General features: G+C 73.4%; 14 protein-coding genes and 4 pseudogenes. 7 read left to right on the plus strand and 11 right to left on the minus strand.

What is annotated here, in order from left to right:
• Positions 1–35: 35 nt before the first annotated feature.
• Genes ACQEVZ_RS51825 through ACQEVZ_RS51840 form a run of 4 tightly spaced genes read right to left on the minus strand, consistent with a single transcriptional unit; the run spans position 36 to position 7,328 of the window.
• The gene (locus tag ACQEVZ_RS51825; RefSeq protein WP_433382923.1) at positions 36–3,926 is read right to left on the minus strand and encodes an SAV_2336 N-terminal domain-related protein; all 3,891 of its coding nucleotides are present in this window, start codon (positions 3,924–3,926) and stop codon (positions 36–38) included.
• Positions 3,923–4,882, minus strand: coding sequence for an AAA family ATPase (locus tag ACQEVZ_RS51830; protein WP_433382925.1), 960 nt, complete (start codon positions 4,880–4,882; stop codon positions 3,923–3,925). Before ACQEVZ_RS51830 ends, ACQEVZ_RS51825 begins: the two co-directional genes overlap by 4 nt.
• Positions 4,879–6,870: a trypsin-like peptidase domain-containing protein gene (locus tag ACQEVZ_RS51835; protein ID WP_433382927.1), complete on the minus strand. Its 1,992-nt coding sequence runs from the start codon at positions 6,868–6,870 to the stop codon at positions 4,879–4,881. Before ACQEVZ_RS51835 ends, ACQEVZ_RS51830 begins: the two co-directional genes overlap by 4 nt.
• 17 nt (positions 6,871–6,887) lie before the next feature.
• Positions 6,888–7,328 carry a hypothetical protein gene (locus tag ACQEVZ_RS51840; protein WP_433382929.1) on the minus strand — a complete coding sequence of 147 codons (441 nt, stop codon included), beginning with the start codon at positions 7,326–7,328 and terminating at the stop codon, positions 6,888–6,890.
• Between the two features lie 484 nt (positions 7,329–7,812).
• Between ACQEVZ_RS51840 and ACQEVZ_RS51845 the strand changes: the two are divergent.
• The 4 genes and pseudogenes from ACQEVZ_RS51845 to ACQEVZ_RS51860 form a co-directional block, all read left to right on the plus strand.
• Positions 7,813–8,127 (plus strand): annotated as a pseudogene (locus ACQEVZ_RS51845) (GH92 family glycosyl hydrolase); the annotation flags it as partial.
• Between the two features lie 30 nt (positions 8,128–8,157).
• A pseudogene (locus ACQEVZ_RS51850) lies at positions 8,158–8,292 on the plus strand (hypothetical protein); the annotation flags it as partial.
• Positions 8,293–8,413: 121 nt separating this feature from the next.
• Positions 8,414–8,962: pseudogene (locus tag ACQEVZ_RS51855) on the plus strand (glycoside hydrolase domain-containing protein); the annotation flags it as partial.
• Positions 8,952–9,908, plus strand: a complete 957-nt coding sequence (locus tag ACQEVZ_RS51860) for a LamG-like jellyroll fold domain-containing protein (protein WP_433386148.1) — start codon at positions 8,952–8,954, stop codon at positions 9,906–9,908. The pseudogene ACQEVZ_RS51855 and the gene ACQEVZ_RS51860, both read left to right, overlap by 11 nt.
• 73 nt (positions 9,909–9,981) lie before the next feature.
• On the opposite strand, the gene ACQEVZ_RS51865 is transcribed toward ACQEVZ_RS51860, so the two are convergent.
• A complete protein-coding gene (locus ACQEVZ_RS51865; protein WP_433382931.1) occupies positions 9,982–12,600 on the minus strand; it encodes a glycine-rich protein in 2,619 nt (872 codons plus the stop codon).
• A 221-nt stretch (positions 12,601–12,821) separates the two neighbouring features.
• Here ACQEVZ_RS51865 and ACQEVZ_RS51870 point away from each other — a divergent pair, with 221 nt between their 5' ends.
• The gene (locus ACQEVZ_RS51870; protein ID WP_433382933.1) at positions 12,822–13,691 is read left to right on the plus strand and encodes an alpha/beta fold hydrolase; all 870 of its coding nucleotides are present in this window, start codon (positions 12,822–12,824) and stop codon (positions 13,689–13,691) included.
• Between the two features lie 13 nt (positions 13,692–13,704).
• Here ACQEVZ_RS51870 and ACQEVZ_RS51875 read toward each other — a convergent pair whose 3' ends face one another.
• From ACQEVZ_RS51875 to ACQEVZ_RS51885, 3 genes are all read right to left on the minus strand, one after another.
• Positions 13,705–14,664: a LacI family DNA-binding transcriptional regulator gene (locus tag ACQEVZ_RS51875; protein WP_344498813.1), complete on the minus strand. Its 960-nt coding sequence runs from the start codon at positions 14,662–14,664 to the stop codon at positions 13,705–13,707.
• A 17-nt stretch (positions 14,665–14,681) separates the two neighbouring features.
• Complete coding sequence (locus tag ACQEVZ_RS51880) at positions 14,682–15,158, minus strand: DUF6582 domain-containing protein (RefSeq protein ID WP_433382935.1); 477 nt, start codon at positions 15,156–15,158, stop codon at positions 14,682–14,684.
• 81 nt (positions 15,159–15,239) lie between these two features.
• Positions 15,240–16,289: an aldo/keto reductase gene (locus ACQEVZ_RS51885; RefSeq protein WP_433382937.1), complete on the minus strand. Its 1,050-nt coding sequence runs from the start codon at positions 16,287–16,289 to the stop codon at positions 15,240–15,242.
• A gap of 36 nt (positions 16,290–16,325) precedes the next feature.
• Between ACQEVZ_RS51885 and ACQEVZ_RS51890 the strand changes: the two genes are divergently transcribed.
• Positions 16,326–18,872: a DUF4132 domain-containing protein gene (locus ACQEVZ_RS51890; protein WP_433382939.1), complete on the plus strand. Its 2,547-nt coding sequence runs from the start codon at positions 16,326–16,328 to the stop codon at positions 18,870–18,872.
• Here the strand turns inward: ACQEVZ_RS51890 and ACQEVZ_RS51895 are convergent.
• Positions 18,861–19,526 carry a TetR/AcrR family transcriptional regulator gene (locus tag ACQEVZ_RS51895; RefSeq protein WP_433382941.1) on the minus strand — a complete coding sequence of 222 codons (666 nt, stop codon included), beginning with the start codon at positions 19,524–19,526 and terminating at the stop codon, positions 18,861–18,863. The two genes, ACQEVZ_RS51890 and ACQEVZ_RS51895, sit on opposite strands and share 12 nt — an antisense overlap.
• A gap of 72 nt (positions 19,527–19,598) precedes the next feature.
• Here ACQEVZ_RS51895 and ACQEVZ_RS51900 point away from each other — a divergent pair, with 72 nt between their 5' ends.
• Positions 19,599–20,264: a DUF4386 domain-containing protein gene (locus tag ACQEVZ_RS51900; RefSeq protein ID WP_433382943.1), complete on the plus strand. Its 666-nt coding sequence runs from the start codon at positions 19,599–19,601 to the stop codon at positions 20,262–20,264.
• A gap of 21 nt (positions 20,265–20,285) precedes the next feature.
• Here the strand turns inward: ACQEVZ_RS51900 and ACQEVZ_RS51905 are convergent, their stop codons facing one another.
• Entirely contained in the window at positions 20,286–21,422 is a 1,137-nt protein-coding gene (locus ACQEVZ_RS51905) for a cellulose binding domain-containing protein (RefSeq protein WP_433382945.1), read from the minus strand.
• Between the two features lie 95 nt (positions 21,423–21,517).
• Positions 21,518–22,453 (minus strand): annotated as a pseudogene (locus ACQEVZ_RS51910) (alkane 1-monooxygenase); the annotation flags it as partial.
• Between the last annotated feature and the right edge of the window lie 2 nt (positions 22,454–22,455).

Consider the following 22,455-nt stretch of genomic DNA (forward strand, 5'->3'; position numbering starts at 1 on the left):
TCGCCCGCCGGCACCGGCCGTTTCGACGGCGAGCCCTAGCCTCCGGCCCGCGCGAGCCGGACGGCGTCGGCCAACTCGATCAGCACTTCCCACACGTTCAAGGGCGCGAGCCGCAGGAACTGCCTGCGCCCGCGACGGTCGTCCACATTGGCGAAGTCCCGCTCGTTGAACCCCACGGCCGGCGACATGAAGAAGCCGATCGACGACGTCACGTGATATGTGATCCGGTCCGGGCGGAAGTGCCGCTGCAACAAGCTCGGCACGAGGGCGTCGTTGGGCTCGGCGCTCGCGTCGCACAACGCCGTGACGAACCGCGATGCCTTGGCCCCGGACTCGACCGTCGGTTGCCCGACGGCCTGCCGGTCCACCACACCGAGCCATTGTCCGAACTCGTACACGCTCGGCTCGTCGAACTTGGAGACGCACACGGCGAGGTGCTGCCCGAGCCGGGCCGGCCCGCCGAGGTCGAGCTGCCTGCGGAGCAGCTTCGGCAGCAGCCTGTGCAGGTAGTCGTAGGTCGACAACTGACCGATGTCGGAGCGGAAGGCGGGCAGGAGCCTCGTCGGGTCGACCATCAGGATGATCGCGTCGGCGCGCGACAGGAGATCGACGAAGTCGTCGTCGGCCTCGAGCGAGCGAGCACCCGGCGAATCGACCAGACGGAGATCGAACTGCATCTCACGTGTCGCCGGCCTGGTACGCGCCCCCAGGAACCTCCGTCTGGGCGGAACCGGCCTGGTGCCGGCGACGATCCAGGACTCATTCTGGTCCGTCACGGTCGGGTCCGGAAACGTATGGAGTCGCGCCATTCGATACAGGTCATCGGCCACGGACGAGTGCTCCGGAGGAATCGCGGTCCAGCTGCCGTACACCGCCGGGTTCGGCTGTCCGCCCAGGATCCCGAGCAGGAACGTCGTCTTGCCACTACCGGCCGGCCCGACGAAGACGACGCGGATCTCGTCGGTCGGAGCGGGTGCCGGCGGCGAGCCGACCGAGGCCGGCGGCGCCTCGGCGGCCGGAGGTTCGCTCCTGGCAACCGATCCGGGCGCCGCGTAGCGCTGCAACTGCCCGTGGACGACGGCGACGAAGTCGTCACGGACCTCGGCGACGGTGGGCCCGCCGAAGAACACCTGCACCGACCACCGGCCGCCGGCATCGCCGGGGAGCACGGACGAGATGCCGCAGACGGCGCCGGCCGGACCGCTGAACACCGCGGCGTCACGATAGAGGTGCCGCAGCTGAAAGCGGGCCATGCGCTCGATGTGGGCCGCGACCGCGGCGAAGACGCCTGGTGTCTCGCTGCCGAAGGTGTACGTCGCCGCATGGCTGCGCTCGCCGGGGTAGGAGGCGTCTGAAGGGCGGTACATCGCCGGAAAGACGAGCATCGTGTCGCCGTCGCCGCCGACCCTCGTCGCGACTCCCCCGCGCAGCACCGCGTCGACGGCGCAGGACCACAGCAGCTGCTCGTGCCGCCAACCGGCCGACCAGGCCGGGCGGCGGGGCACGTCACCCGCCAGCGCGCGCTCCTCGGCGACCGCGCCGAGGACGGTGACGGCGGCGGCGGACGCGATCGCCGCGACGTACTCGTCCAGCAGCGGCGGATCGAGAATCCAGACGTCCTCCGCCGGTGTGCCGCTCACCTGGCCGAACGCCTGCAACTGTCGCAGCGCGGCGGCGAACATCGCACGGTCGGGGGTCTGACCGGTCCGCCGCCGGTGATCGCCGAGCATGATCGCCAGATCGGTGATCGGGGTCTCGGACCTTCCGCGTTCGACCGTCTCCTTCGCACCCATGAACGCCGCTGTCGCCGCGAACGGTGGCACCTCGCCCGACCACCGGCCGCCCACGATCGCGTCGAGCAGCGAGGGGATGCCCGTACCGTCCTGGGCGCTGGTCCGGAAGACACCGTCGAAGCCGCACTCGTTCAAGCGGCTCATCACCGAGGCGTTCGGACTCACCTCGTCCGCACGCGACGCGACCAGGAACTTCGTCACGGGTCGGCCGGACCGGGTCGAGTCGATCAGCGCCGCCCATCGGACTGCCTGGTTGACGGCCGTGTGCGCGTTCCGGAGGTCGACAACGACGAGGACGATGGCTTCGCCCTCGCGCGCGAACCGCAGCGGCAGCCCGCTCGAGTGCTCGTGCAGCCACACCTCCCGCCGTTCCGTGCCGTCCGGTGTGGCGACGTCCTGCCGGTGCAGGCGCCGCAGCGCCCGGCGGGTGCCCGGCGGGTGCTCGAAGGTGCCGCCGAGGAGTGCCTGGACGAGCGCCGTCTTGCCGGCCCGCGCATCGCCGACCACGGCCACCGTGCTGGTTCGGTACGCCATCGCTGTCGCTGTGGGTCCCGGGGTCGCGGTGGGCACCTGTTCGATGGTGGCCGCCGTCGACAGGTCGATACCGAGGCGGAGCGCGGTCGCCCGGCCCATCGCCGCGAACGGTTTCAGCGCCGGGTCGACCACCGCGCTGCCGGCGGGCTCCGCCAGCAGCGCGTGGACGGACGTGCCCGAGCCGGCATGGCGCTCCAGGAAGTCGGTCAGGATCTCGAAGGTGTCCCAGTCCTCGCTCGCGGTGGCACCGCGCCTGAGCAGCGATGCGACGTCCGGGCGGAAGGTCAGCACGGCGTGCTCGTCGTCGGGATCACCGCTGAGGCGCTCCAGGAGGCCACTGATCATGATCTCGGCGATGGGCGACGGATCGGCGGACGACAACAACCGGCGCTGCAGGACCCGGATCAGCGGCAGCGACAGGGTCGGGGCGCCGGCGAGGAATCGCGCGAGCTCCCGCGCGTCCGGAGTCGCCTGTGCCCGGAAGGCGCGGACCCGCTCCGCGGGTGTGAGCAGCCTGTTCGCCGTGGCGCCGGGCGGTCCCGGGGGCGGCGCCGACCAGATCGCCTTGACCCAGCCATCGCCGGAGGCGACCGCGTCGGCCCAGCTCGTCAGCCCCGCCGGAGTCAGCGGCACCACCGGCAACGACAGGGCGCCGGCCGGCGCCGCGTCCCCCCACCACGGCACCCGCACCTCGGCGGTCGCGTTCGTGCCGGCCCGGCGCCGCCCGCGGACCGCCACATCGGGACGGCCGAGGGCGACCGACCCAAGGTAGCGTTCGGGCAGCAGGTGGACGATCGCCGTCGGGGCCAGGGCGGCCCAGCGGCGCAGTGCCGTCCAGACCGGCGGGGCGTACCAGTGGTCGGCGACCCCGTCGGTGATCGCCAGGATGAGCCGCCGGCCGGTCGGGTCGACGATGCGGTCGGCGGGGTGGTGCACCTTGGCCGCGTCGCGCAGCCGCACCGGATGATCGGGTGTGTCGCCCGGCACCAGGTCCCATCGGTGGACCATCCGGAAGGCGCCCGATCGCCGCAGCAGCAGCTCGAACTCGGTGAGCAGACCCGCCCACACCGTCGCGGTGGACAGCCGGTCGACGACCACGGCGACGTCCAGCCCGCGCTCGTCGACGGGGCGCGTGACCAGCGTCAGCCGGCGGGCGTCCGCCGTCGCCTCGACCGTGGCGTCCACGTCGACGACCGGCCGCCCGGGCCGGCGGATCCGGCGGAAGGCGGCGAACGACCGGGCGGTGGCGTCGGGCCGGTCCGTGGCATCGGGTGCCCGCAGGCCGACCGCGACGGCGGGTGCCGGAGCGGCGGCCGTCGTCGCGGTCGCACTGTGCTCGACGAGCCCGTGCCGGTGCGCCGGCGCGGGGGTCTCGGCCTCCCGGGGCGGTGCAGGCTCGGCATCGAGCACCGGAGGCGGCTGCGCGTCCGCCGCCGCTGCCACGTCCGCCGGCGGTCCGTCGACGGGGACCGTGGCGGCGATGGCCGCGGGGGCGGCCGTGGGGACGGTCCTGGCGGTGAGCCAGAGCAGGTCGGCGATCTCCTCCGGGGTGGCGTCCGGCATCTGTTCGGCCAGCGCCAGAACGATGCGATCGATCACTTGCCGTTCAACTCCTGCAGCAACACCGCCTGCATCCGGGACCTGACGTCAGGGTCCGTCCCGCCCGGGCCGGAGAACAGGTAGAGGAAGTTCAGCAACTGGTCCAGGGCGAGGTTCTCACCCTTGACGAGGCGTGCGGCGAACGCACGGATCTCGTCCTGTTCTCGGACGGCGGCGTGTCCGATGTGCCGGGCGACGACGGCCTGGATGAACGACTCCCTCGCGGTCGGCATCTCGAAGCGGACGCACCTGCGCAGGAACGGCGCCGGGAACGCCCGCTCGCCGTTGCTCGTCAGCACGATCACCGGCCAGTGCGTCCGCCGGACGACGCCGTTGGTCACCGCATGCCTGGCACGGTCCGCTCCACGGACGCGATGGGTGACCGCCGTGGCCGATTCCGGCTGCGAGTCGCGGGCCAGCGCGGGGACCTCGAACTCGCCCTCGTCCAGCACGTTGAGCAGGTCGCCGGGCAAATCGAAGTCACTCTTGTCGATCTCGTCGATGAGCACCGCGCGGGGACGGTCGGCCGCCGCGAGCGCCGTGCCGAGCGGGCCGAGCGTCACGAACCGGTCGACGCCGACGGCTTCCCCCTCGGGAGCGGTCTGCGTGGCGTGCAGGCGGCCGAGCGCGTCGTAGTGGTACAGCGCGTCGGTGAGCGTGCTCCGCGACGTCACGTGCCAGTTCAGCACTTCACCGAGGTGGAGCTCCGCGGCGATGAGACTGGCCAGCGTCGACTTCCCCGAGCCCGGCGGTCCGGTGAGCAGCAGCGGCCGGCGCAGGTGCAGCGCCGCGTTCACCGCGTCCAGCAGCGGTTCCTCGATGACGAAGCTGTGGATCGCCTTCGCGCGGTCGCGCCATGGTGGCGGTGGCGGCAACGTCTTCCATGCGTCGTCCGCGCCCGCCACCCCGGACCCGGTGAAGATCCGCCACGGCGTCTCTGTCAGCTTCTTCGTCATTCGCCGCTCCGATGCTCGCCGGTCCCGCGCCGGTCCTGGATTGGTTCCCCGATGAGCTGCCCAGGCAGCTTGAAGTGGCCGCGGCCCGCCGGGTCGTCCCAGATCACGGCAGGACGGAATCCGGTGAACCGCGGCAGCTGGTCCGGTATCAGGTTGCGCCGGGCCGGCACGGCGACGCCGGCCACCGCGGCGCCGATCTCTCGCCGCCGGTCGGGATCAAGCCGGTCCGGGTACCAGACGACGAACCCGTACCCCTCCTGGAGCAGCACCCGCAACGGATCGGTGCGTGCCGGGTCCGGCGGGTCGCAGCCTCCGAGCAGCCAGGCGTGGTGCTGGTCGGTGCGCGCCCAGTCCCTGAGGCGGTGGTGGTCGGCGAGCATGTCGTCGACGAACGTCGGCGGCTCGCTGTGCCACTGACCCTGTGCGGCGCGGTTCACCAGCTGGTTTCGGTGCTGCTCGCTGTACAGCCGCCTGGACCACCGCAGGCGCGGGCGGCAGTCGTCGCTCAGCGCGCGCAGCTCCCGGTCGACCTCGCGTACCGGCCAGTGCTCGATGCCCGCGCGGAGCTTGGCGTGGGGCAGTGCGAGGTCGACGACCAGCGGATACGCGGGCGGCACGGCTCGCAGGACCTGGGCCAGCGCCCGGCGCAGCCCGTCCTCCGTCCCGTCGCTGTCGACCGTTTCCGGGGGACGGTCCTCACCGGCTCCGAAATAGGACCAGGTGATGCCCGTCGGCCACCCCGGGACCTCGGCCGGGTCCTCATCGCCGAAGTCGAGCAGCAGCCATCCGCCGCTCGTACGCCGGTGCAGGTACAGCTGCCCGGCATCGGCGGGTTGATGGCCGAGCGACTCGAGCCAGGAGCGCAGCGTCCGATGCTCGGCCGGGTTCGCGCCGAGCACGGCGGCGGCTCCGATGACGAACCGGGCGAGGCAGCTGAGCGCGCCCATCGCGTTCTCGCTGAGCAGTTGCTGGTCGGCGTCGGCCGCGCGGACCAGCATCGCGTCGGCCGAGTGGCAACCGACGCAGTCGCCGACCTCCATGTGGTAGATCGTCGCCAGTTGACCGAGCGGCAGCCGGGGTCCGCCGATCGCGGTCAGCACCGCCTTCGCCCGGATCGCCGCATGCAGCGCCGCGACCGTGTTGCGGGCCCGCGACGGCCCGCCGCTGTCGGCGTCGACCTCCTGCCGCAGCTTGTCCAGGTGTTCGACGTCCCAGTGGGCGGGTCGCTGGAAGCCGCCGGCCCGCAGCGCCGGCCAGTACGCCTGCACCACGTCGTCGGAGAGCTCGACCGACCCGACGGCCGCCATGTGGGCCGCGGCGACGTTGCGGCGGATCGCGTCGTCGACCGGCGCGAAGACCTGCCGCACGTCAGCCATCCGGCAGCACAGGACCTCGCCGCCGAGCGCGGCACCGTCCCGCCCGCGGGGGAACGACCGGACCAGACCGACGACGAGCTCCCGACGGTCCGGGCCGGTCCGCAGCAGCGGCCCGCCGGACATGCCGTGTGGCGTCTCGGGCTGGTTCGCCGCCATGGGCGGCATGTGCACCCGGATCGTCTGGACCGTGCCGAACGGCGCGTGCACCGAGTCGACCTTGCCGCCGAGAATCACACAGTGGCGCGCGGTGTTCCACGCCGGGAATCCACCGACCCGCACCTCGTCGTGCGCGTCGACCTCGACGCCGAGCGGCAGCGCGACCTCGTCGAGCCGGTCCCGGAGCTCCTGGTCGCCCCGGGCCTCGTCGAACTGCAGCAGCGTCACGTCGAGCTGCGGATCGGGATCGGTGGCGCTGTGCCGCACTGGAATGTCGACGTACCCGTCCGACCCGGCGCCGGCCCGCAGCCGGAGCCAGAGTTCCGCCGATCGGCCGCCGATGTCACGCACGCAGTGCCACGCCGTCAGCACGTAACCGTCGCCGATGGCGAACGCACTGCGGACAGCGCCGCCCGGCCACTCCCTCCGTTCCGGCGACGTCAGCAGCCGGCCCACCCCTGCCTCCATCGCGGTCAGGGCGTTCCTGCCGTCCCGCCGGGCTGGCGGAGGGTCAATGTGACCTCGACCGTCGCCTCGTTGCTGGCGGTGAGGAACGCCTCGACGGCCTTGCCCGCCCCGAGCGTCGCCTTGACCCCGAACTTCAGCTGCAGGTCGCTGACCGCGAACGATCCGGTCCGCAGCTGGTCGCGCTGCTCAAGCCCGGTCACGACGCCGCCGACGACCAGTGCGACCTCGCGCCCGACGGCCTCCGCGGCGGCGCGCAGGATGTCCTGCCCGATCGCGGCGATGCGGTGCTCCCGCGGTGCGGCGTGCCGCCCGCGAGTGCCCCAGGCCTCCGCGTAGCCGGAGCCTTCCGGATCATCCGGGTCGAAGCCGGGGACGAGATCGTCACGGACGCCGGACCCACCCAGCAGCACCCCGACGCGGATGTCCGACGGTTGAACTTCGTCCATGCAGCCGACTCCCTGGTCGCGGGTCGTTCACGCTGCGCAACAGTATCGCCACCGACGGCGGCCCGATTCCACCGTGAGGACGCCTCCGTCTGGCCGCTTCGCCATCGACGACTACGACACGCCGCCGATGCGGAGCCGACCGATCAGCCATCGACCGGATCGGTCCGCGGCGGCGAGGAGGACGGACAACGGCCATCGCTGGTTCACCGGGATGATCACCGGGAGGACATGGGCTGCTGTCGAAGTCTTTCCGGGGAAGGGTTGCCCATGCGTGTCGCCGTGGTGTCGGTTGTGGTGCTTGCCGCTGTGGCGGTGCCGGGAGCGGCGGGGGCCGCCGGGCCCGAGCTGGTCACGGATCCCGCGTCCTATGCGGATCCGCTGATCGGGTCGGCGCGGGACGGGAACACGTGGCCCGGGGCGGTGCGGCCGTTCGGGATGATCTCGGAGCCCGACCAGCACGCGGGGGGACCAGACGTCGACCGGGGCGGCCAACGGCTACCAGTACGACGTCACCAGGATCCGCGGGCTCAGCCTGACGCACGTCAACGGGGCCGGGTGCAACCCCGGGGCGGCCGGGGACGTGCCGATCCTGCCGTTCGCCGGCGCCGTGGATTCGCCGCCGTCGGCGGACAGCACGGACGCGAAGTACGCCGCGAACTTCAGCCACGCGAACGAGAGCGCGAAGCCCGCCCGGTACACCGTCACCCTCGACAACGGGGTGAGGTCCGACCTGGCGGTGACGGCGCGGGCCGGGGTCGGGCAGTTCACGTTCCCCGCGGGGAAGCCCGCGAACCTGTAGCCGGCGGTGGCGGGCGACTACGCGCAGTCGATGTTCCAGTTCGCGCGGCAGAACCGCGGGATCTGGGACCGCTGGCTGCACAACAACGGCGCCACGCACGTGATGACCGGCGACCCGGCGGCGCCGACGCTCGCGACGTTCGTGGCGATGGGCGCCGACCACTTCGACACGGCCGGCGCCTACGCGTCGCTGCTGCGGCAGGCGACGGTGCGGAAACGCCGACGCGCTCGACGACGGCGGGTGCCCGGGGCAGTGCACGGGGCAGCGGCCCGCCCTCAACCAGTACCTGGCGTCGCACTACGCGCCGCAGGACGCCTGCCACTGCTGGGGTGGCGCCGCGGAGACCCTGGAGAACTCGCTCGCCGACTTCTCCCTCGGCATGTGGGCGCAGCGGCTCGGCAGGTCCACGGAGCAGGCGGCGATGCTGGAGCGGGCCAACTGGTGGCGCAACACGTTCAACGCCCTGGCCACCCCGGCCGAGGGGTACCAGCAGGCCCGCAACAAGGACGGCTCCTGGGTCGGCGGGTTCAGCCCGTCGACCGACGTGGGCTTCGCGCAGGGGTCCAGCGCCACGTACACGTGGATGGTGCCGCAGAACGTCGCCGGGCTCGCCGAGGCGATGGGCGGCACCGCCGTCGCCGCCAGGCGGCTCGACGGGTTCTTCCACGACACCGCCGGCAACTGGGCCGTCAAGGGCGGCAGCGCGCTGCGGTACGACCCCGCCAACGAACCCGGCCTGCACACGCCGTGGCTGTACAACGGGCTCGGGCAGCCGTGGAAGACGCAGGCGACGACCCGGGAGATCGTCGACACCGTCTACACCACTGGCCCGAGCGGCCTGCCCGGCAACGACGACCTCGGCACGATGTCCGCGTGGTACGTGTTCGCGGCGATGGGGCGTCTTCCCGCAGGTGCCGGGCCGGGCGGAGCTGCTCGTCGGCAGCCCGCTCTTCCCCACCGTGCACGTGGCCCGCGACAACGGCGTCGGCATCGTCATCGACGCGCCCGCCACGACCGACGCGGCGCAGTACGTGCAGTCCGCGACGCTGGACGGCGTCGCGTACGGCAAGAGCTGGCTGCCGGAGTCGTTCGTCCGCACCGGCGGAACCCTGAACCTCACGATGGGCACGGCGGCGTCGACCTGGGGCTCGCCGCCGCCGGACCAGGTCGGTGTCGCCTCGTTCTGCGGGCCGGTCAGCCGCCCGCAGGGCACAGCCGTGTCGACGTGGCCGTTCGACGGCACCGCCGGCGGCGCGACCCTCGTCGGCGCTCCACAGTGGACCGCCGGGCACGCCGGGCAGGCGTTGCTGCTCAACGGCTCCGGCCAGTACGCGGACACGGGCCGGGCGGTGCTGCCGACGACCGGCAACTACACGGTCGCCGCCTGGGTGCGCCTGGACGCGGCCGGGGCGTTCCGGACCGTCGTCAGTCAGGACGGCGCCACGAGCAGCGCGTTCTTCCTCCAGTACAGCGGCGCCGACAAGACCTTCGCGATGAGCTTCGCCGACCGGCGCGCGCTCGCCCCGCTCACCCCGGTCACGGGCCGCTGGTATCACCTCGCCGGGGTGCGGGACGCCAACGCCGGGCACCTGAGCCTCTACGTCGACGGCGTCCTCGCCCGGCAGATCGACGCGTGCACCGCCGACGCCGCGACCGGCCCGCTCGTCATCGGCCGGGCCCGGTGGGGCGGCGCCCCGGTCGACTACTGGGCGGGCGCGATCGACGACGTCCGTGCCTACGACCGCGCCCTCACCGCCGCCCAGGTCAAAGCCCTGGTGTAGCGCTGGTGTAGCGCTGGGCAGGACTTCGTGTCGGGACCGGTGACGGCCTGGGTGGCCGTCACCGGTCCGGTGGTCAGGCGAGCCGTGGGCGACGGCGGCGGCCGCCCAGGACCATGAGCGTCGCGCCCGTCGGGATCATCGTCGAGCCGACCAGGATCAGGTCGAGCAGGCCGAGGCCCGTCACCGCGAGCGCCGTGCCGAAGACGTACGCGGAGTAGTACGACTCGGCGGTCTGGCCGTAGGCGTCGGTGACCCGGTAGCGGACCTTGCTCGCCTGGCCGGCGAAGCCGGCGATCGCGACGAAGCTGATGTGCCCATTCGCCGGTTGCAGCACGTACGTCCCCTGGCCGGCGATCCGGACCACGACGGCGGGGCGGCCGCGGGCGTCGAGCAGGGTGATCGAGCCGCCGGCCGGCACGGGCAGCGTGGCCGTCTGCGTCTTGTCCGGCGGGCCCTGCGTGGTCTGGCTCGGCGGCGCCGGCGGGGCCGGGATCGTCACCAGCGGCGTGTATGTCGCGTTCGCCGTCTGCCCGTACGCGTCGGTGACCCGGTAGTCGACCGGCGGCAGCTGGCCGTGGAAGCCCAGCACCGGCGTGAAGACGACGGTGGCGGAGCCTTCCTGCTGCGACGGGTTCGGCACGGTGCCGGCGGCCGCGATCGAAGCGCCGCCCGCGGCGGCGAGCTCCAGCGTGTAGGTGCCCTTGCCCGGGAAGAACAGGGACGTGACCGCGTTGCCGTCGGCGTCGATCAGCGCGATGGTGCCCTTCGCCGGCACCGGCAGCGTCGCCGTCTGCGGTGTGACGCCCACGCCACTGGTGGTGCGGTCCGGCGCGGCCGGCGGCGGCGGGATCGTCACCGTCGCGGTGTAGGTCGCGTCGCCGTGCTGCTCGTAGGCGTCGGTCACCCGGTACGTGGCGGCCGTCGCGACCCCGATGTAGCCGGCGAACGGCGTGAAGGTGAGCGTCTTGTCGGTGCCGTTCCAGCCGTACGTGCCCTGCCCGGGCACCGTCAGCGACGCGACCGCGGTGCCGCCGGACACGAACTCGACCGTCCCGCCCTCGGGCAGGTCGACGTCGGCCGTCTGCGTCGCGGTGCCGAGGCCCGTGGTGGTCTTCGCCACCGGGTTCGGCCTGGCGGGCTTCGTGACGGTCGGCGTGTACGTGGAGTCGCCCGACAGGCCGGCGGTGTTGGTCAGCCGGTACTTGACGGGGGTGGCGGTGCCGACGAACCCGGCGACGGGCGCGAACGTGATGACGCCGGTGGCCGGGGTCAGCACGTACGTGCCCTGCTTCGCGACCGTCACCTTGGTGACCTGCTGGCCGGTGGCGCCGAGCAGCGTGACGGTGCCGCCCGACGGCACGGTCGCCGTCGCGCTCTGCGGCGTTGTGCCGGCACCCGTGCTGGTCAGCGCGGCGGGCGTCGGCGCGGTCGGCGTCGGCGGGCCGGCGACCGTCGGCGTGTAGGTCGAGTTCGCGTTGTTCTCGCCGACCTTCACCCGGTAGCCGACCGGGGTCGCGGTGCCGGAGAAGCCGTCGGCGGGGGTGAACGTGATGTCGGCCTGGTTCACGGTGTACGTGCCCTGGCCCGGGACCGTGAGGGTGGTGACCTGCACGTTGGAGGCGTCGAGCAGGAAGACCGTCCCGGTGAGCGGCACCGGCACCGTCACCGTCTGCGCCGTCCCGTACGGGCCGGACGACGTCAGCGGGGACGCGGTCGGCGGCGTGACCCACTGGATGACGACCTGGCCGTTCTCCTCGGCGCCACCGGTCCCCGACTGGTGCAGCGCCGCGGTGTCGCCCGCGGACTTGTCGTCGGTCGCCTGGTAGGTGTAGGCGCCGAAGACGCCGCTGTTGTGCTTGTACCCGGCGCCGCCACCGCCGGCCCCGGTGAACTGGATGCTTCCGGGGCTGGACTTGCAGTCGCCGCCGCCTCCGCCGTAGTAGCCGCCGCCACCACCACCGCCGGGCTTGTAGCCGTCGCCGCCGGCACCGCCCTGGAACGCGCCGCCGTCGCCGCCCGTCTCGCAGGTGTTGTTGTCGCCGCCGGTCCCGCCGGCGATCTGGTTGCCGCCCGCGCCGGCCGTGGCCCCGCCCGACCCGCCGGCGCCGGTCGAGCCGCCGCCTCCGCCGCCGTCGTTGGCCGTGTCGAGCGAGGCCGCGCCGCCGCCGCCGGCGATGAGCAGCGGGCCGACACCGTACGAGGTGGACCAGACCGCGGACATGCCGCCGCCGCTGCCGCCCTTCTGGAGGGAGGTCTCCACCAGCGCGGCGGCGGTGTGGCCGCCGCGGCCGCCGCCGCCGTACGTGGTGACGTCGGAGTCGGGCTTGCCGCCCTCGCCGACGGTGATCGTGAGGACCTGGCCGGGGGTGACGGCGATCGAACCGGTGGTGAATCCCCCGCCGCCGCCCTTGCCCTCCAGCGAGCTCGCGCCGCCGGCACCGAACAGGGCGGCTTCGATCAGCGTGATCCCGGGCGGCACGGTGAAGGTCTGGTCGGCCCCGGTGTACGTGAACCGGACGCAGTCGGTGCCGTTGACCGGCGTGCACGTGACGGCGGCCGCCTGCGCCGGCGCGGCGTGGATGAACGGCACGATCACGCTCGTCGTGGCGACGGCCAACGCGACGCCCGCCGTTCGCCGCCGCCTGCGGGTGCTCGCCGCGCGATCGCGCCAGGCACCGAACTTCTGCTCCAACCTGCTCTCCCCCGTTGACCTGATACCAAAAATCACCTTAAGCAGTGAAAACATTCACCTAGGGGGTATTTCGGATATCAGGCGTACGGATGGGGCTCGCGGGGCCGGATGCACGGCGTGGCCACCACAGCTGCTGACGGGGCCTCGCGGGGCATTTCCCGAACGGCGCACCGCCGCGCGGATCGCCAGCCGGCGGGCCCGGGATGCCCTAGGCTCGCCGCATGGTGGAGACGCAGACACACACCCTCGCGCTGCCCGGTGCGGACCTGGTCTACGACGTCCGCGGGCCGCTCCCGCCCGCCGGCGGGCGGGCGGTGCTGTTCATGATCGGCCAGCCCATGACGGCCGACGGGTTCACCGAGCTCGCCGGCCACTTCGACGACCGCACCGTCATCACGTACGACCCCCGGGGCCTCGGGCGGAGCGTGCGCAGCGACGGCCGTAACGACAACACGCCGCAGCAACAGGCGGCGGACCTGCACGCGCTGATCGGCGAGCTCGGCGCCGGCGCGGTCGACATGTTCGCCACCAGCGGCGGCGCCGTGACCGCCCTCGAGCTGGTCACGGCCCACCCCGGCGACGTCGCCACGCTGGTCGCGCACGAGCCGCCGATCAACGCGGTGCTGCCCGACGCGGCCGCCGCCGAACGGGCGCGGGCCATGTTCAACGACGCCTACGAGGCGAAGGGGGCCGGCGCCGGCATGGCCGCGTTCATCCTCATGACGTCATGGCAGGGCGAGTTCACCGACGAGTTCTTCGACCAGCCGACCCCCGACCCGGCGATGTTCGGCATGCCGGCCGACGACGACGGCAGCCGCGACGACCCGCTGCTGTCGAAGCGGTCGTGGCCGATCACCGACTACCGGCCCGACGCGGCGGCGCTCACCGGCGCACCGGCCCGCGTCGTGGTCGCCGTCGGCGAGGAGTCCGTGGGCACCTACACCGCCCGCACCTCCGACGGGACCGCGGCGCTGCTCGGCCAGGAGACGACCGTCTTCCCCAGCCACCACGGCGGCTTCATCGGCGGCGACCACCCCTACGCAGGCAAGCCCGCGGAGTTCGCCGCCAAGCTCCGCGAGGTGCTGGCGTAAACATCAGCCCGCCTCAGCTGGAGCCGCGGAGGGTGAGCGTGGTCGGCAGGCGGGCGGCCGGTGGGAGGGCGGGGTCGAGCAGGCGGCTGATCGCCGAGGCGGCCTCCTCCTCCACCGGCATGTAGACCGACGACAGGTCCGCGGCCTCGGCGAGGGCGCTGCCGTCGAAGCTGACCACGGCGACGTCGTCGGGCACCTTCCGGCCCGCCTCGCGCAGCGCCTGCAGGACGCCCATCGCGGAGACGTCGCACGCCGCGAAGACCGCGTCGAGGTCCGGCTCCAGGGTGAGCAGCTCCCGCATCGCCGCGTAGGCCCGCGCGCGGGTGAAGTCGCCGTCGACCGACAGGACGGTCTGGCCGGCGGCGGCCATCGTGCGCAGGAAGCCGGCCTTGCGCTCCTGCGCGCACGGGGTCGCCGGGCCGAAGACGGCGCCGACGCGGCGGCGGCCGGTCGCGACGAGGTGGGTGGCGGCCTGGTGGCCGCCGCCGTAGTTGTCGGGGGCGACGAACGGGATGCCGGGCGCGGTCTCGCCCAGCGCGACCGTGCGGGTGCGGCGCAGGGCGGCCGCGGCCGCCGCCGGCATGTTGATGAGGACCTGACCGAACGGCGGGTCACCGGCCCGCGACGGCGGTGCTGGGACCTGCCTGACCTGCAGCGCGACGTCGTGGCCGGCGAGGGCGCGCGTCGCGCCGGTGAGGACCCGGCCGTAGAACGGCTTGACGCTGAGCGCGGCCGGGTCGGGGTCGACGATGAGGACCTCGATGTGCTCCGGGCGGCTCGACCCGGCCCGGCCGGTCGCCAGGGCCCGCGCGGCCGCGTGCGGCTCGAAGCCGAGCTGCGCGGCGACCTCACGGACCCGGCGGCGCATCGCGTCCGTGGTGCCGGGCAGGCCGTTGATGGCCCGGGACGCGGTCGCCCGGGACACGCCGGCCACCCGCGCCACGTCGGCGAGCTTCGGACGCTGCTGTTCCATGCCGTAACGGTAGTCGATCAACCGCCGTTGAGCGCCGTCTCCAGCTGGCTCTTGTTCATCGACGAGCGGCCCTTGATGTCGCGGCGCTTCGCCTCCGCGTACAGCTCGTCGCGCGACTGGTTCCCGTGGGAAGCGCCGGCGCGCGGCTGGTTCCCGTGGGAAGCGCCGGCGCGCGACTGGTTCCCGCGGGCGGCGCCGGCGCGGGGTTTGTCGGAGGACCTCATGGTGGCGGACGGCTTGCCGAGCTCCTGCCAGCGCGTCTCGGTCATGTCGACGCCGTGCCGCTTCGCGGCGCGCTTGATGCGCTTGAACGCCTCCGCCCGCTCCGCGTCGGTCGCGTCACGGACCTGGTCGAACCGCGCGATCGCGTTGCGCACGTGCGACGCGTCGTTGAGCGGTTCCTTGCGCTGCCGGGGGAACGCGAAGGCGCTGTCGGGCATCACGTTCCGGTCGCCGGCATCCAGCTCGTTCTTACTCTGTCTGCGTGCAGCCATACTGCTGCTGTACCCCAGGATCCGCTGCTGTACCCCGGGATCCACCGGTCCATGCCGGGCGCGGGCGCGGCCCGGGTGGGCCTACAGGTGCGGGCCCAGGAGGGTGAGGTCCGCCGCCGAGAGCCGGTCGCGCGCGGTCTTCGCCTGGTGCCAGTACGGGTAGAGCAGCTTCAGCGCGCTCACCTCGTCCAGCCGGCGGCGCTCCTCGGCGGTGAGGACCAGGTCGGCGGCGGCGAGGTTGTCGGCGAGCTGCTCGCCGGTGCGGGCACCGATCACCAGCGACGTGACCGCCGGGCGGCCGAGGATGTACGCGAGGGCGACCTGCGCGGCCGAAACCCCGTGCCCCGCGCCGATCTCCACGAGGGCCTCCACCGTGTCGTGGAGCTTCTCCTGGTCGTACACCGGCGGCTCGTCCCACTCGCTGAGGTGGCGGGCACCGGCCGGGGGCTCGACCCCGCGCCGGTACTTGCCCGACAGCAGCCCGCCCGCCAGGGGACTCCAGACCAGGACCCCGAGGTGCTGGTCGACGGCGGCGGGGATCAGCTCATACTCCGCGTCGCGGGCCTGCAACGAGTAGTAGATCTGCTGGCTGACGGGGCGCGGCAGGCCGTGCATGATCGCGGTGCCGACCGCCTTCATCAGCTGCCAGCCGGCGAAGTTGGACAGGCCGACGGAGCGGACCTTCCCGGCGCGGACCAGCAGGTCCAGCGCCTCGAACGTCTCCTGCAGCGGCGTCACGCCGTCCCACTCGTGCAGCTGGTAGAGGTCGATGTGGTCGGTGCCGAGCCGGCGCAGGCTCGCCTCGCAGCCGGCGATGACGTGCTGCCGGGACAGGCCGGCGTCGTTGGGGCCGGGCCCCATCGGCATGCGCACCTTCGTGGCGACCAGGACATCGTCGCGGCGGCCCTTCAGGACCTCGCCGACGATCCTCTCCGACTCACCCGAGGAGTAGACGTCGGCGGTGTCGATGAGGTTCACCCCGGCGTCGAGGCACATGTCGACCTGTCGGCGCGCCTCCTGAACGTCGGTGGCGCCGACCGCGGCGAAGCCGCCCTTGCCGCCGAACGTCATCGTCCCCATCGTGAGGACGGAGACCATCAGACCGGACCTGCCGAGCGCGCGATACTCCACGCCGCCACCATACCCACGGACCACTAGGGTGTGCCGGTGCGCAATGAGGAATCGCCCGTGCTTCCGTCGTCGTGGCTCGCAGGGATGTACCCGCGGCGGGGTGGCACGGCCGTGCCGCCGCCGGTCGGGGTGAAGGACGCGGTGAAGAAGTTCGAGCGCCTCGTCGCGACGAAGGCCGGCGACCTCGCCGAGTCCCTGGCCCGCCCCGAGACCGACCCCGAGGTGCGGGAGGCGGCGGAGGGGTTCCTCGCCGACGGGACCGCCGCCGTGGCACCGCTCGGCGCGGCCGCGGTCGCCGCGAAGGTCCTGCGCAAGCTCGCCGGCTCCCGGGTGGACACGGCCGTGGTCGCGGACGCCTGGATCGCCGCCCGCGGGCCGGTGTTCGCCGCCGTCGCCGCGGCCGAGCTGGTCGAGCTGCGGGTCGGCGAGCCCGGCGCGAGGTTCCACCAGCGCCACGAGCCGGTCGTCCGCCGGCTGCCCGCCGAGTCCGGCAACCTGGACTGGATGCCGATCCTCGGCCGGGTCCGGGCGCACCTCGTCCACGAGGCGGACCCGTCGCCCGTGCGCGCCGCCCTGGCGCCGGTGCGCGCCGCTCGGGGGCCGCTGTCGCAGGCCGCGGCGGCGTTCCTGCTGCCGGAGTGCACGGACTGGGTCGACGAGGACGTGCAGGCCGCGAACGCCGCCGGGAAGGGGGACGTGGCCAGGCTCGTCCTGTGGTCGCTCGGCGACGAGCAGCAACTGGACCGCTTCAACCCGGCCTACTGGCGCGAGTTCAACCCGGCCTACTGGCGCGAGCACCTCACCGAGTCCGACGCCTCGCTGGCGACGGTCCTGGACGGGGTCGGCGCCGCGATCGTCCCCGTCCTCGACGAACGGATGGGCATGCTGCCCACGTGGCGGGGCGACGAGCTGGCCCGGATCGCGACCGCCCTCGCCGCGCTGCCGGACGACACCGCGTTCCTGGCGCTCGCCGCGCACGCCGCCCAGCCGCACGCGCTGCTCGCGCTGTTCGACGCGGCGCAGCGCTCCCCCGCCCGGGCCATCCGCCTCCTCGAAGGGTTCGACGGCCCGGCCGGGGCGCTCTCCGAGGCATACGCCGCCGGGTACGCCGGCGAGCCCCTGGACGAGGGGAAGGCGCCGGCGCCGCTGGACGGCGGGCCGGTGCCCGAGCTGCCCGGGTGGGCCGACGCCGCGATCCTGCCGCGCGTCCGGCTGCTCGGCGGCGGCGTCCTGCCGGTCGACGCCGCCCGGCGGCTGGTCTCGCTGCTGAGCCGGTCCCGGGCCGGTGCGGCGCCGGCCGGGCTCGCCGAGGTCGTGGCGGCGTGCGACCGGGCGTCCCTCGCCGCGTTCGGCTGGGCGCTCTTCCAGCGGTGGCAGTCGATCGGGATGCCGTCTGGCGCTACGTGGGCGATGCACGGCCTCGCCTGGATCGGCGACGACGACGTGGTGCGGCGGCTGACCCCGCTCATCAAGGTGTGGCCCGGCACCGGCGGGCACCAGCGGTCCGTCGCCGGGCTGTCGGTGCTGACCGGGCTCGGCACCGACGTGGCGCTCATCCACCTCAACGACGTCGCGGAGAAGGTCAAGTTCGCCGGGCTCCGCTCCAGCGCGCGCGGCATGCTGCACACCGTCGCCTCGCGGCTCGGCCTGACCGGCGAGCAGCTCGCCGACCGGCTCGTGCCGGACCTCGGCCTGGACACCGGCGGCGGCCTGGTGCTCGACTACGGGCCGCGCCGGTTCGTCGTCGGCTTCGACGACCAGCTGCGCCCGACCGTCGCCGACGAGGCCGGCAAGCGGCTCAAGTCGCTGCCGAAGCCCGGCGCGCGGGACGACGCCACCCTCGGCCCGGCCGCGTACCAGCGGTTCACGGCGCTCAAGAAGGACGTGCGGACCCTCGCCGGCGACCAGATCGGCCGGTTCGAACGGGCGATGGTGACCGGTCGGCGCTGGACGGCGGACGAGTTCGCCTCCTTCATCGTCGGTCATCCGCTGGTACGGCACATCGCCCGCCGGCTGGTCTGGACGTCCACAGTGGACTTCCGGGTGGCGGAGGACGGCTCGTACGCCGGCGTCGACGACGACACGGTCAAGCTCGCCGGCGACGCGCCCGTCTGGGTCGCCCACCCGCTACGCCTCGGTGACGTGGCCCGCTGGGCCGAGGTGTTCGCCGACTACGAGCTGCTGCAGCCCTTCCCGCAGCTGGCCCGGGAGATCTACGCGCTCACGCCCGAGGAGGCGAAGGCCACCGGGCTCACCACGTTCGACGGCCGGGTGGTGCCGTCGGGGCGGGTGCTGGGCCTCGAACGGCTCGGCTGGAGCCGCGCCGCGCCCCAGGACAACGGGCACCAGCCATGGATCGAGCGGCCGCTGCCCGACGGAGCGCGCGCCTACGTCCGGGTGGAGCCGGGCTTCTCGATCGGCCGCCCCGGCGAACACCCCGAGCAGACGCTGCACGCGCTCATCGTGTCGCGGACCCGCATGGGGTACTGGCGCAACGCCACCGGCGACGTCGAGCTGGGCGCGGTGGACGCGGTGGCGATGTCGGAGCTGCTGCGCGACCTGCACGGCCTGTCACGCCCGTAGCCGCTCCAGGCCGTCCAGCAGCAGGTCCAGGGTGAACTCGAACTCGACCTGGCTGTCGCACCAGCCGAGCGTGGGGTCGGCCGCGGCGTGGACCTCGGCGGCGACCATGGCGGTCAGGTGCGGCACGGTGGCGGCCATCGCGGCGAGCTCCGCCTCGGTGGCCTCGACGTCCATGCTGCCGCCGGCCGCGGCGGGGCTGAACACCTCCTGCGCGAAGCCGAGCGGCATGCTGCCGAACGCGTGCACCGCCCGGTGCGCCAGGCCGTAGGTGAACCCGGCCGCGACCAGCGTGCCGAGGATCCCGTCGTAGTAGCCGATGACGCTCATGGGGATCGTCCGGCGGGTGCCGAGCAGCGCCGGCGCCCACGGGTGCCGCAGCATCACCCGGCGGGCGGCGAGGAACCGCCGGCGCAGCACCTCCCGCCAGTCCTCTCCCCCGCTCTCCCCGCCCGCGCCCGCCACGACCTCGGCGACCACGGTGTCGGCGACGCCGTCGAGCAGCGTCTCCTTGTCGGGCACGTGGTGGTAGAGCGACATCGCCTCGACGCCGAGGTCCGCGGCGAGCCGCCGCATCGTCAGCGCCCGGATGCCGTCCGTGTCCGCCAGGGCCACCGCCGCGGCCAGGACCTTCTCCCGGCTGAGCGCACTCCGCATTGCGTCACCTTACAACGTATGGTTCCCTTACCTTGTAAGGTTAACCCCGTCCCAGTCGTCTCAGGAGGAGACATGGACCCGCTGGTCCGCACCGCCCGCGTCACCGGCCTGCTCTACCTCGGCCTCGCCGTCGCGGGCGGGCTCGGGTTCCTGCTCGTGCGCTCGCGGCTGTTCGTCGACGGCGACCCGGCCGCCACCCTGGCCAACGTCACCGCGCACGGGTCGCTCGCCCGCGCCGGGGTCGCCCTGGAACTGCTGACCGTCCTCACGCAGGCACTGGCCGCGCTGTGGTTCTACCGGCTGTTCCGCACCGCGGACAGCTTCGCCGCCGGCGCGATCGCCGTCTTCGGCACCGTGAACGCGGTCGTCATCCTGGTCAGCGCGGCGCTGCTCGGCACCACGCTGTCGGTGCGGGACGGCGCGCAGGTCCAGCTGCTGTACCTGGTGAGCGGCGCGCTCTGGAGCGCCGGCGGGCTCTTCTTCGGCCTGTGGCTGATCCCGATGGGCTGGTGCGTGCTGCGCTCCGGCTGGATGCCCCGCGCCCTCGGCTGGATCCTCGTCGCCGGCGGCGCCGGCTACGTGCTCGCCGCGTTCAGCGAGCACGTAGTGCCGGCGGCCGCGGACCTGCTGGTCCTGCCCGCGACCGTCGGCGAGCTGTGGATGGTCGGCTACCTGATCGTCCGTGGCGTGCGCCGGACCGCCCCGCAGCCTGAGCCCCAGCTCCAGCCGCAGCTGTAGGTCTCAGCCGTGGGCCCAGCCTCAGCTGTAGTCGAGGGAGAAGCTGTTGTCGACGAAGGCGGCCCGCCCCGCGGTGCCGGTGATCTCGAAGCCGAACTGGGCCTGGCCGATGGTCACGTCGCCCCACCAGTTCTGGGTCCGCAGCCACTGCAGGACCGCCAGGACGTCGACGGTACCGGCGTTCGTGGTGCTGGTCCGCACGAAGGAGAAGACGGCGTTGGCGCCGTTCGAGCCGCGGTAGACGTTCCAGGTGTGGCCGCCGACGCTGACGTTGCGGGCGTTGGGGACCGCGCCGTTCGCGTCGTACGACTCGGCGATCGGGCCGACCGCGCCGTGCTGGTTCGCCCAGATCGTGACCTCGTAGGCGTTGTTGTTGGCCCAGATGTCGTACGCGGTGGCGTAGTCGCCGTCGGCGGGCACGCTGACGTTGAACGAGCTGCGCACCGAGCTCAGCGAGCTGAGCGTGCGGTTGAGCGTCTTGCCGGTGTGCGGGTAGGACTTCACGCCGCTGGTCCGCGGGTGCTCGGCGACGACGCCCCAGTTGGTGCCGCTGCGGGCCCAGATGGTCTGCGGCCCGGCGCCGGAGCCCCAGACGTCGTTGATGACGGTGTACCCGTTGTTCGTCCACTGGTCCCAGGCGCCGGTGGCGACCCAGGCGGCGTCGGACGGCACGCCGGTGCCCGGGTTGGACGGCGTCGAGCTGGGCGTCCTCGACGGCGTCCGGGACGGCGTCGGGCTCGCCGTGGAGACGCCGCCGGTGCAGGCGGTGCCGTTGAGGGTGAAGCTCGCCGGCACCGGGTTGCTGCCGGTCCAGGACCCGTTGAACCCGAACGAGGTGCTCGCCCCCGTGGCCAGGGACCCGTTGTAGCCGGCGTTCTTCGCGGTGACCTGCGACCCGCTCTGGGTCACGGTCGCGCTCCACGCCTGGGTCACCGTCTGCCCGGCCGAGTAGGACCAGACGACGGTCCAGGCGCTGACCGGGTCGCCGAGGTTGGTGACGGTGACGTTCGCGCCGAACCCGCCCGGCCACTGGTTGGCGATGGTGTACGTGATGCGGCAGCCGGTGGCGGCCGACGCGTTCGGCGCCGTGACGACGACGCCGGCCGCGGCCGCGCCGAGCGCCGCGGTGGACAGGAGTACAGCGGTGCGCCTTCGCATGGCGGCCCTTCCTTCGCTGACACGCGTGCTCGACACGCGTCGAAGCGCTTCGACTGGCTTCGCGTGGGGAAGGTAGGCGCACGCATCGACAACGGTCAACCGGTGGCGGTCCGGGCAGCGGGCGGGGCGTGAAAGTTACGGTCCCGGTTGGCCAGGGACGCGTCGCCGCCGTAGTGGGCGAGCACGCGCGGGTCCATGATCCGGCGCCACAGCGGCGGGACCAGCGCGACGACCACCATCGTCGCGTAGCCGGCCGGCAGCCGCGGCGACACGTCGAACGTGCGCAGCGTCTGGTACCGGCGCAACGGGTTCGCGTGGTGGTCGCTGTGCCGCTGCAGCTGGAACAGGAAGACGTTCGTGACGAGGCGGTCGCTGTTCCAGCTGTGCCGCGGGTCGACCTTCTCCGGCCGGCCGGTCCCGGTCGGCTGCCGCAGCAGCCCGTAGTGCTCCAGGTAGTTGACGGCCTCCAGCAGCGAGAAGCCGGCCACCGCCTGCAGCGCGAGGAACGGCAGCACCGTCCAGCCATGCAGGGCCGTCAGCACCGCGAACAGCAGCACGGTCATCGCCCACGCGGTCAGCACGTCGTTGCGCCACGTCCACGGGCTGCGGCCGCGCAGCCTCAGCCGCGCGGTCTCCAGGCCCCACGCGGAGCGCAGGCTGCCGGCGACGGTGCGCGGCCAGAACCGCCAGAACGACTCGCCGAGCCGGGCGCTGGCGGGGTCCTCCGGGGTCGCGACCCGCACGTGGTGGCCGCGGTTGTGCTCGACGAAGAAGTGCCCGTAGCCGGACGGGGCGAGCGCGATCCGGGACAGCCACCGCTCCACCCGCTCGCGCTTGTGGCCCAGCTCGTGGGCGGTGTTGATGGCGATGCCGTTGACGATGCCGGCGGTCAGCACCAGCCCGGCGCCGGCGGCGGGGCCGACCCCGGCCGCCCACTCCCGGCAGGTCACGACCAGCGCCGCGTACTGCGCCGGCAGGTACAGGTATGTGATCCACCGGTAGTACGGGGAGCGCTGCAGCGCCGGCACCGCCG

The organism is Dactylosporangium sp. CA-152071 (assembly GCF_050936335.1).
Taxonomy (GTDB): domain Bacteria; phylum Actinomycetota; class Actinomycetes; order Mycobacteriales; family Micromonosporaceae; genus Dactylosporangium; species Dactylosporangium maewongense.

Excerpts from the sequence above, each read along its gene's own strand:
- ACQEVZ_RS51880 (WP_433382935.1), bottom strand. The coding sequence starts at position 15,158 with ATGGCTGCACGCAGACAGAGTAAGAACGAGCTGGATGCCGGCGACCGG.
- ACQEVZ_RS51895 (WP_433382941.1), bottom strand. The coding sequence starts at position 19,526 with ATGCGGAGTGCGCTCAGCCGGGAGAAGGTCCTGGCCGCGGCGGTGGCC.
- ACQEVZ_RS51900 (WP_433382943.1), top strand. The coding sequence starts at position 19,599 with ATGGACCCGCTGGTCCGCACCGCCCGCGTCACCGGCCTGCTCTACCTC.
- ACQEVZ_RS51905 (WP_433382945.1), bottom strand. The coding sequence starts at position 21,422 with ATGCGAAGGCGCACCGCTGTACTCCTGTCCACCGCGGCGCTCGGCGCG.
- ACQEVZ_RS51840 (WP_433382929.1), bottom strand. The coding sequence starts at position 7,328 with ATGGACGAAGTTCAACCGTCGGACATCCGCGTCGGGGTGCTGCTGGGT.
- ACQEVZ_RS51875 (WP_344498813.1), bottom strand. The coding sequence starts at position 14,664 with ATGGAACAGCAGCGTCCGAAGCTCGCCGACGTGGCGCGGGTGGCCGGC.
- ACQEVZ_RS51830 (WP_433382925.1), bottom strand. The coding sequence starts at position 4,882 with ATGACGAAGAAGCTGACAGAGACGCCGTGGCGGATCTTCACCGGGTCC.
- ACQEVZ_RS51870 (WP_433382933.1), top strand. The coding sequence starts at position 12,822 with ATGGTGGAGACGCAGACACACACCCTCGCGCTGCCCGGTGCGGACCTG.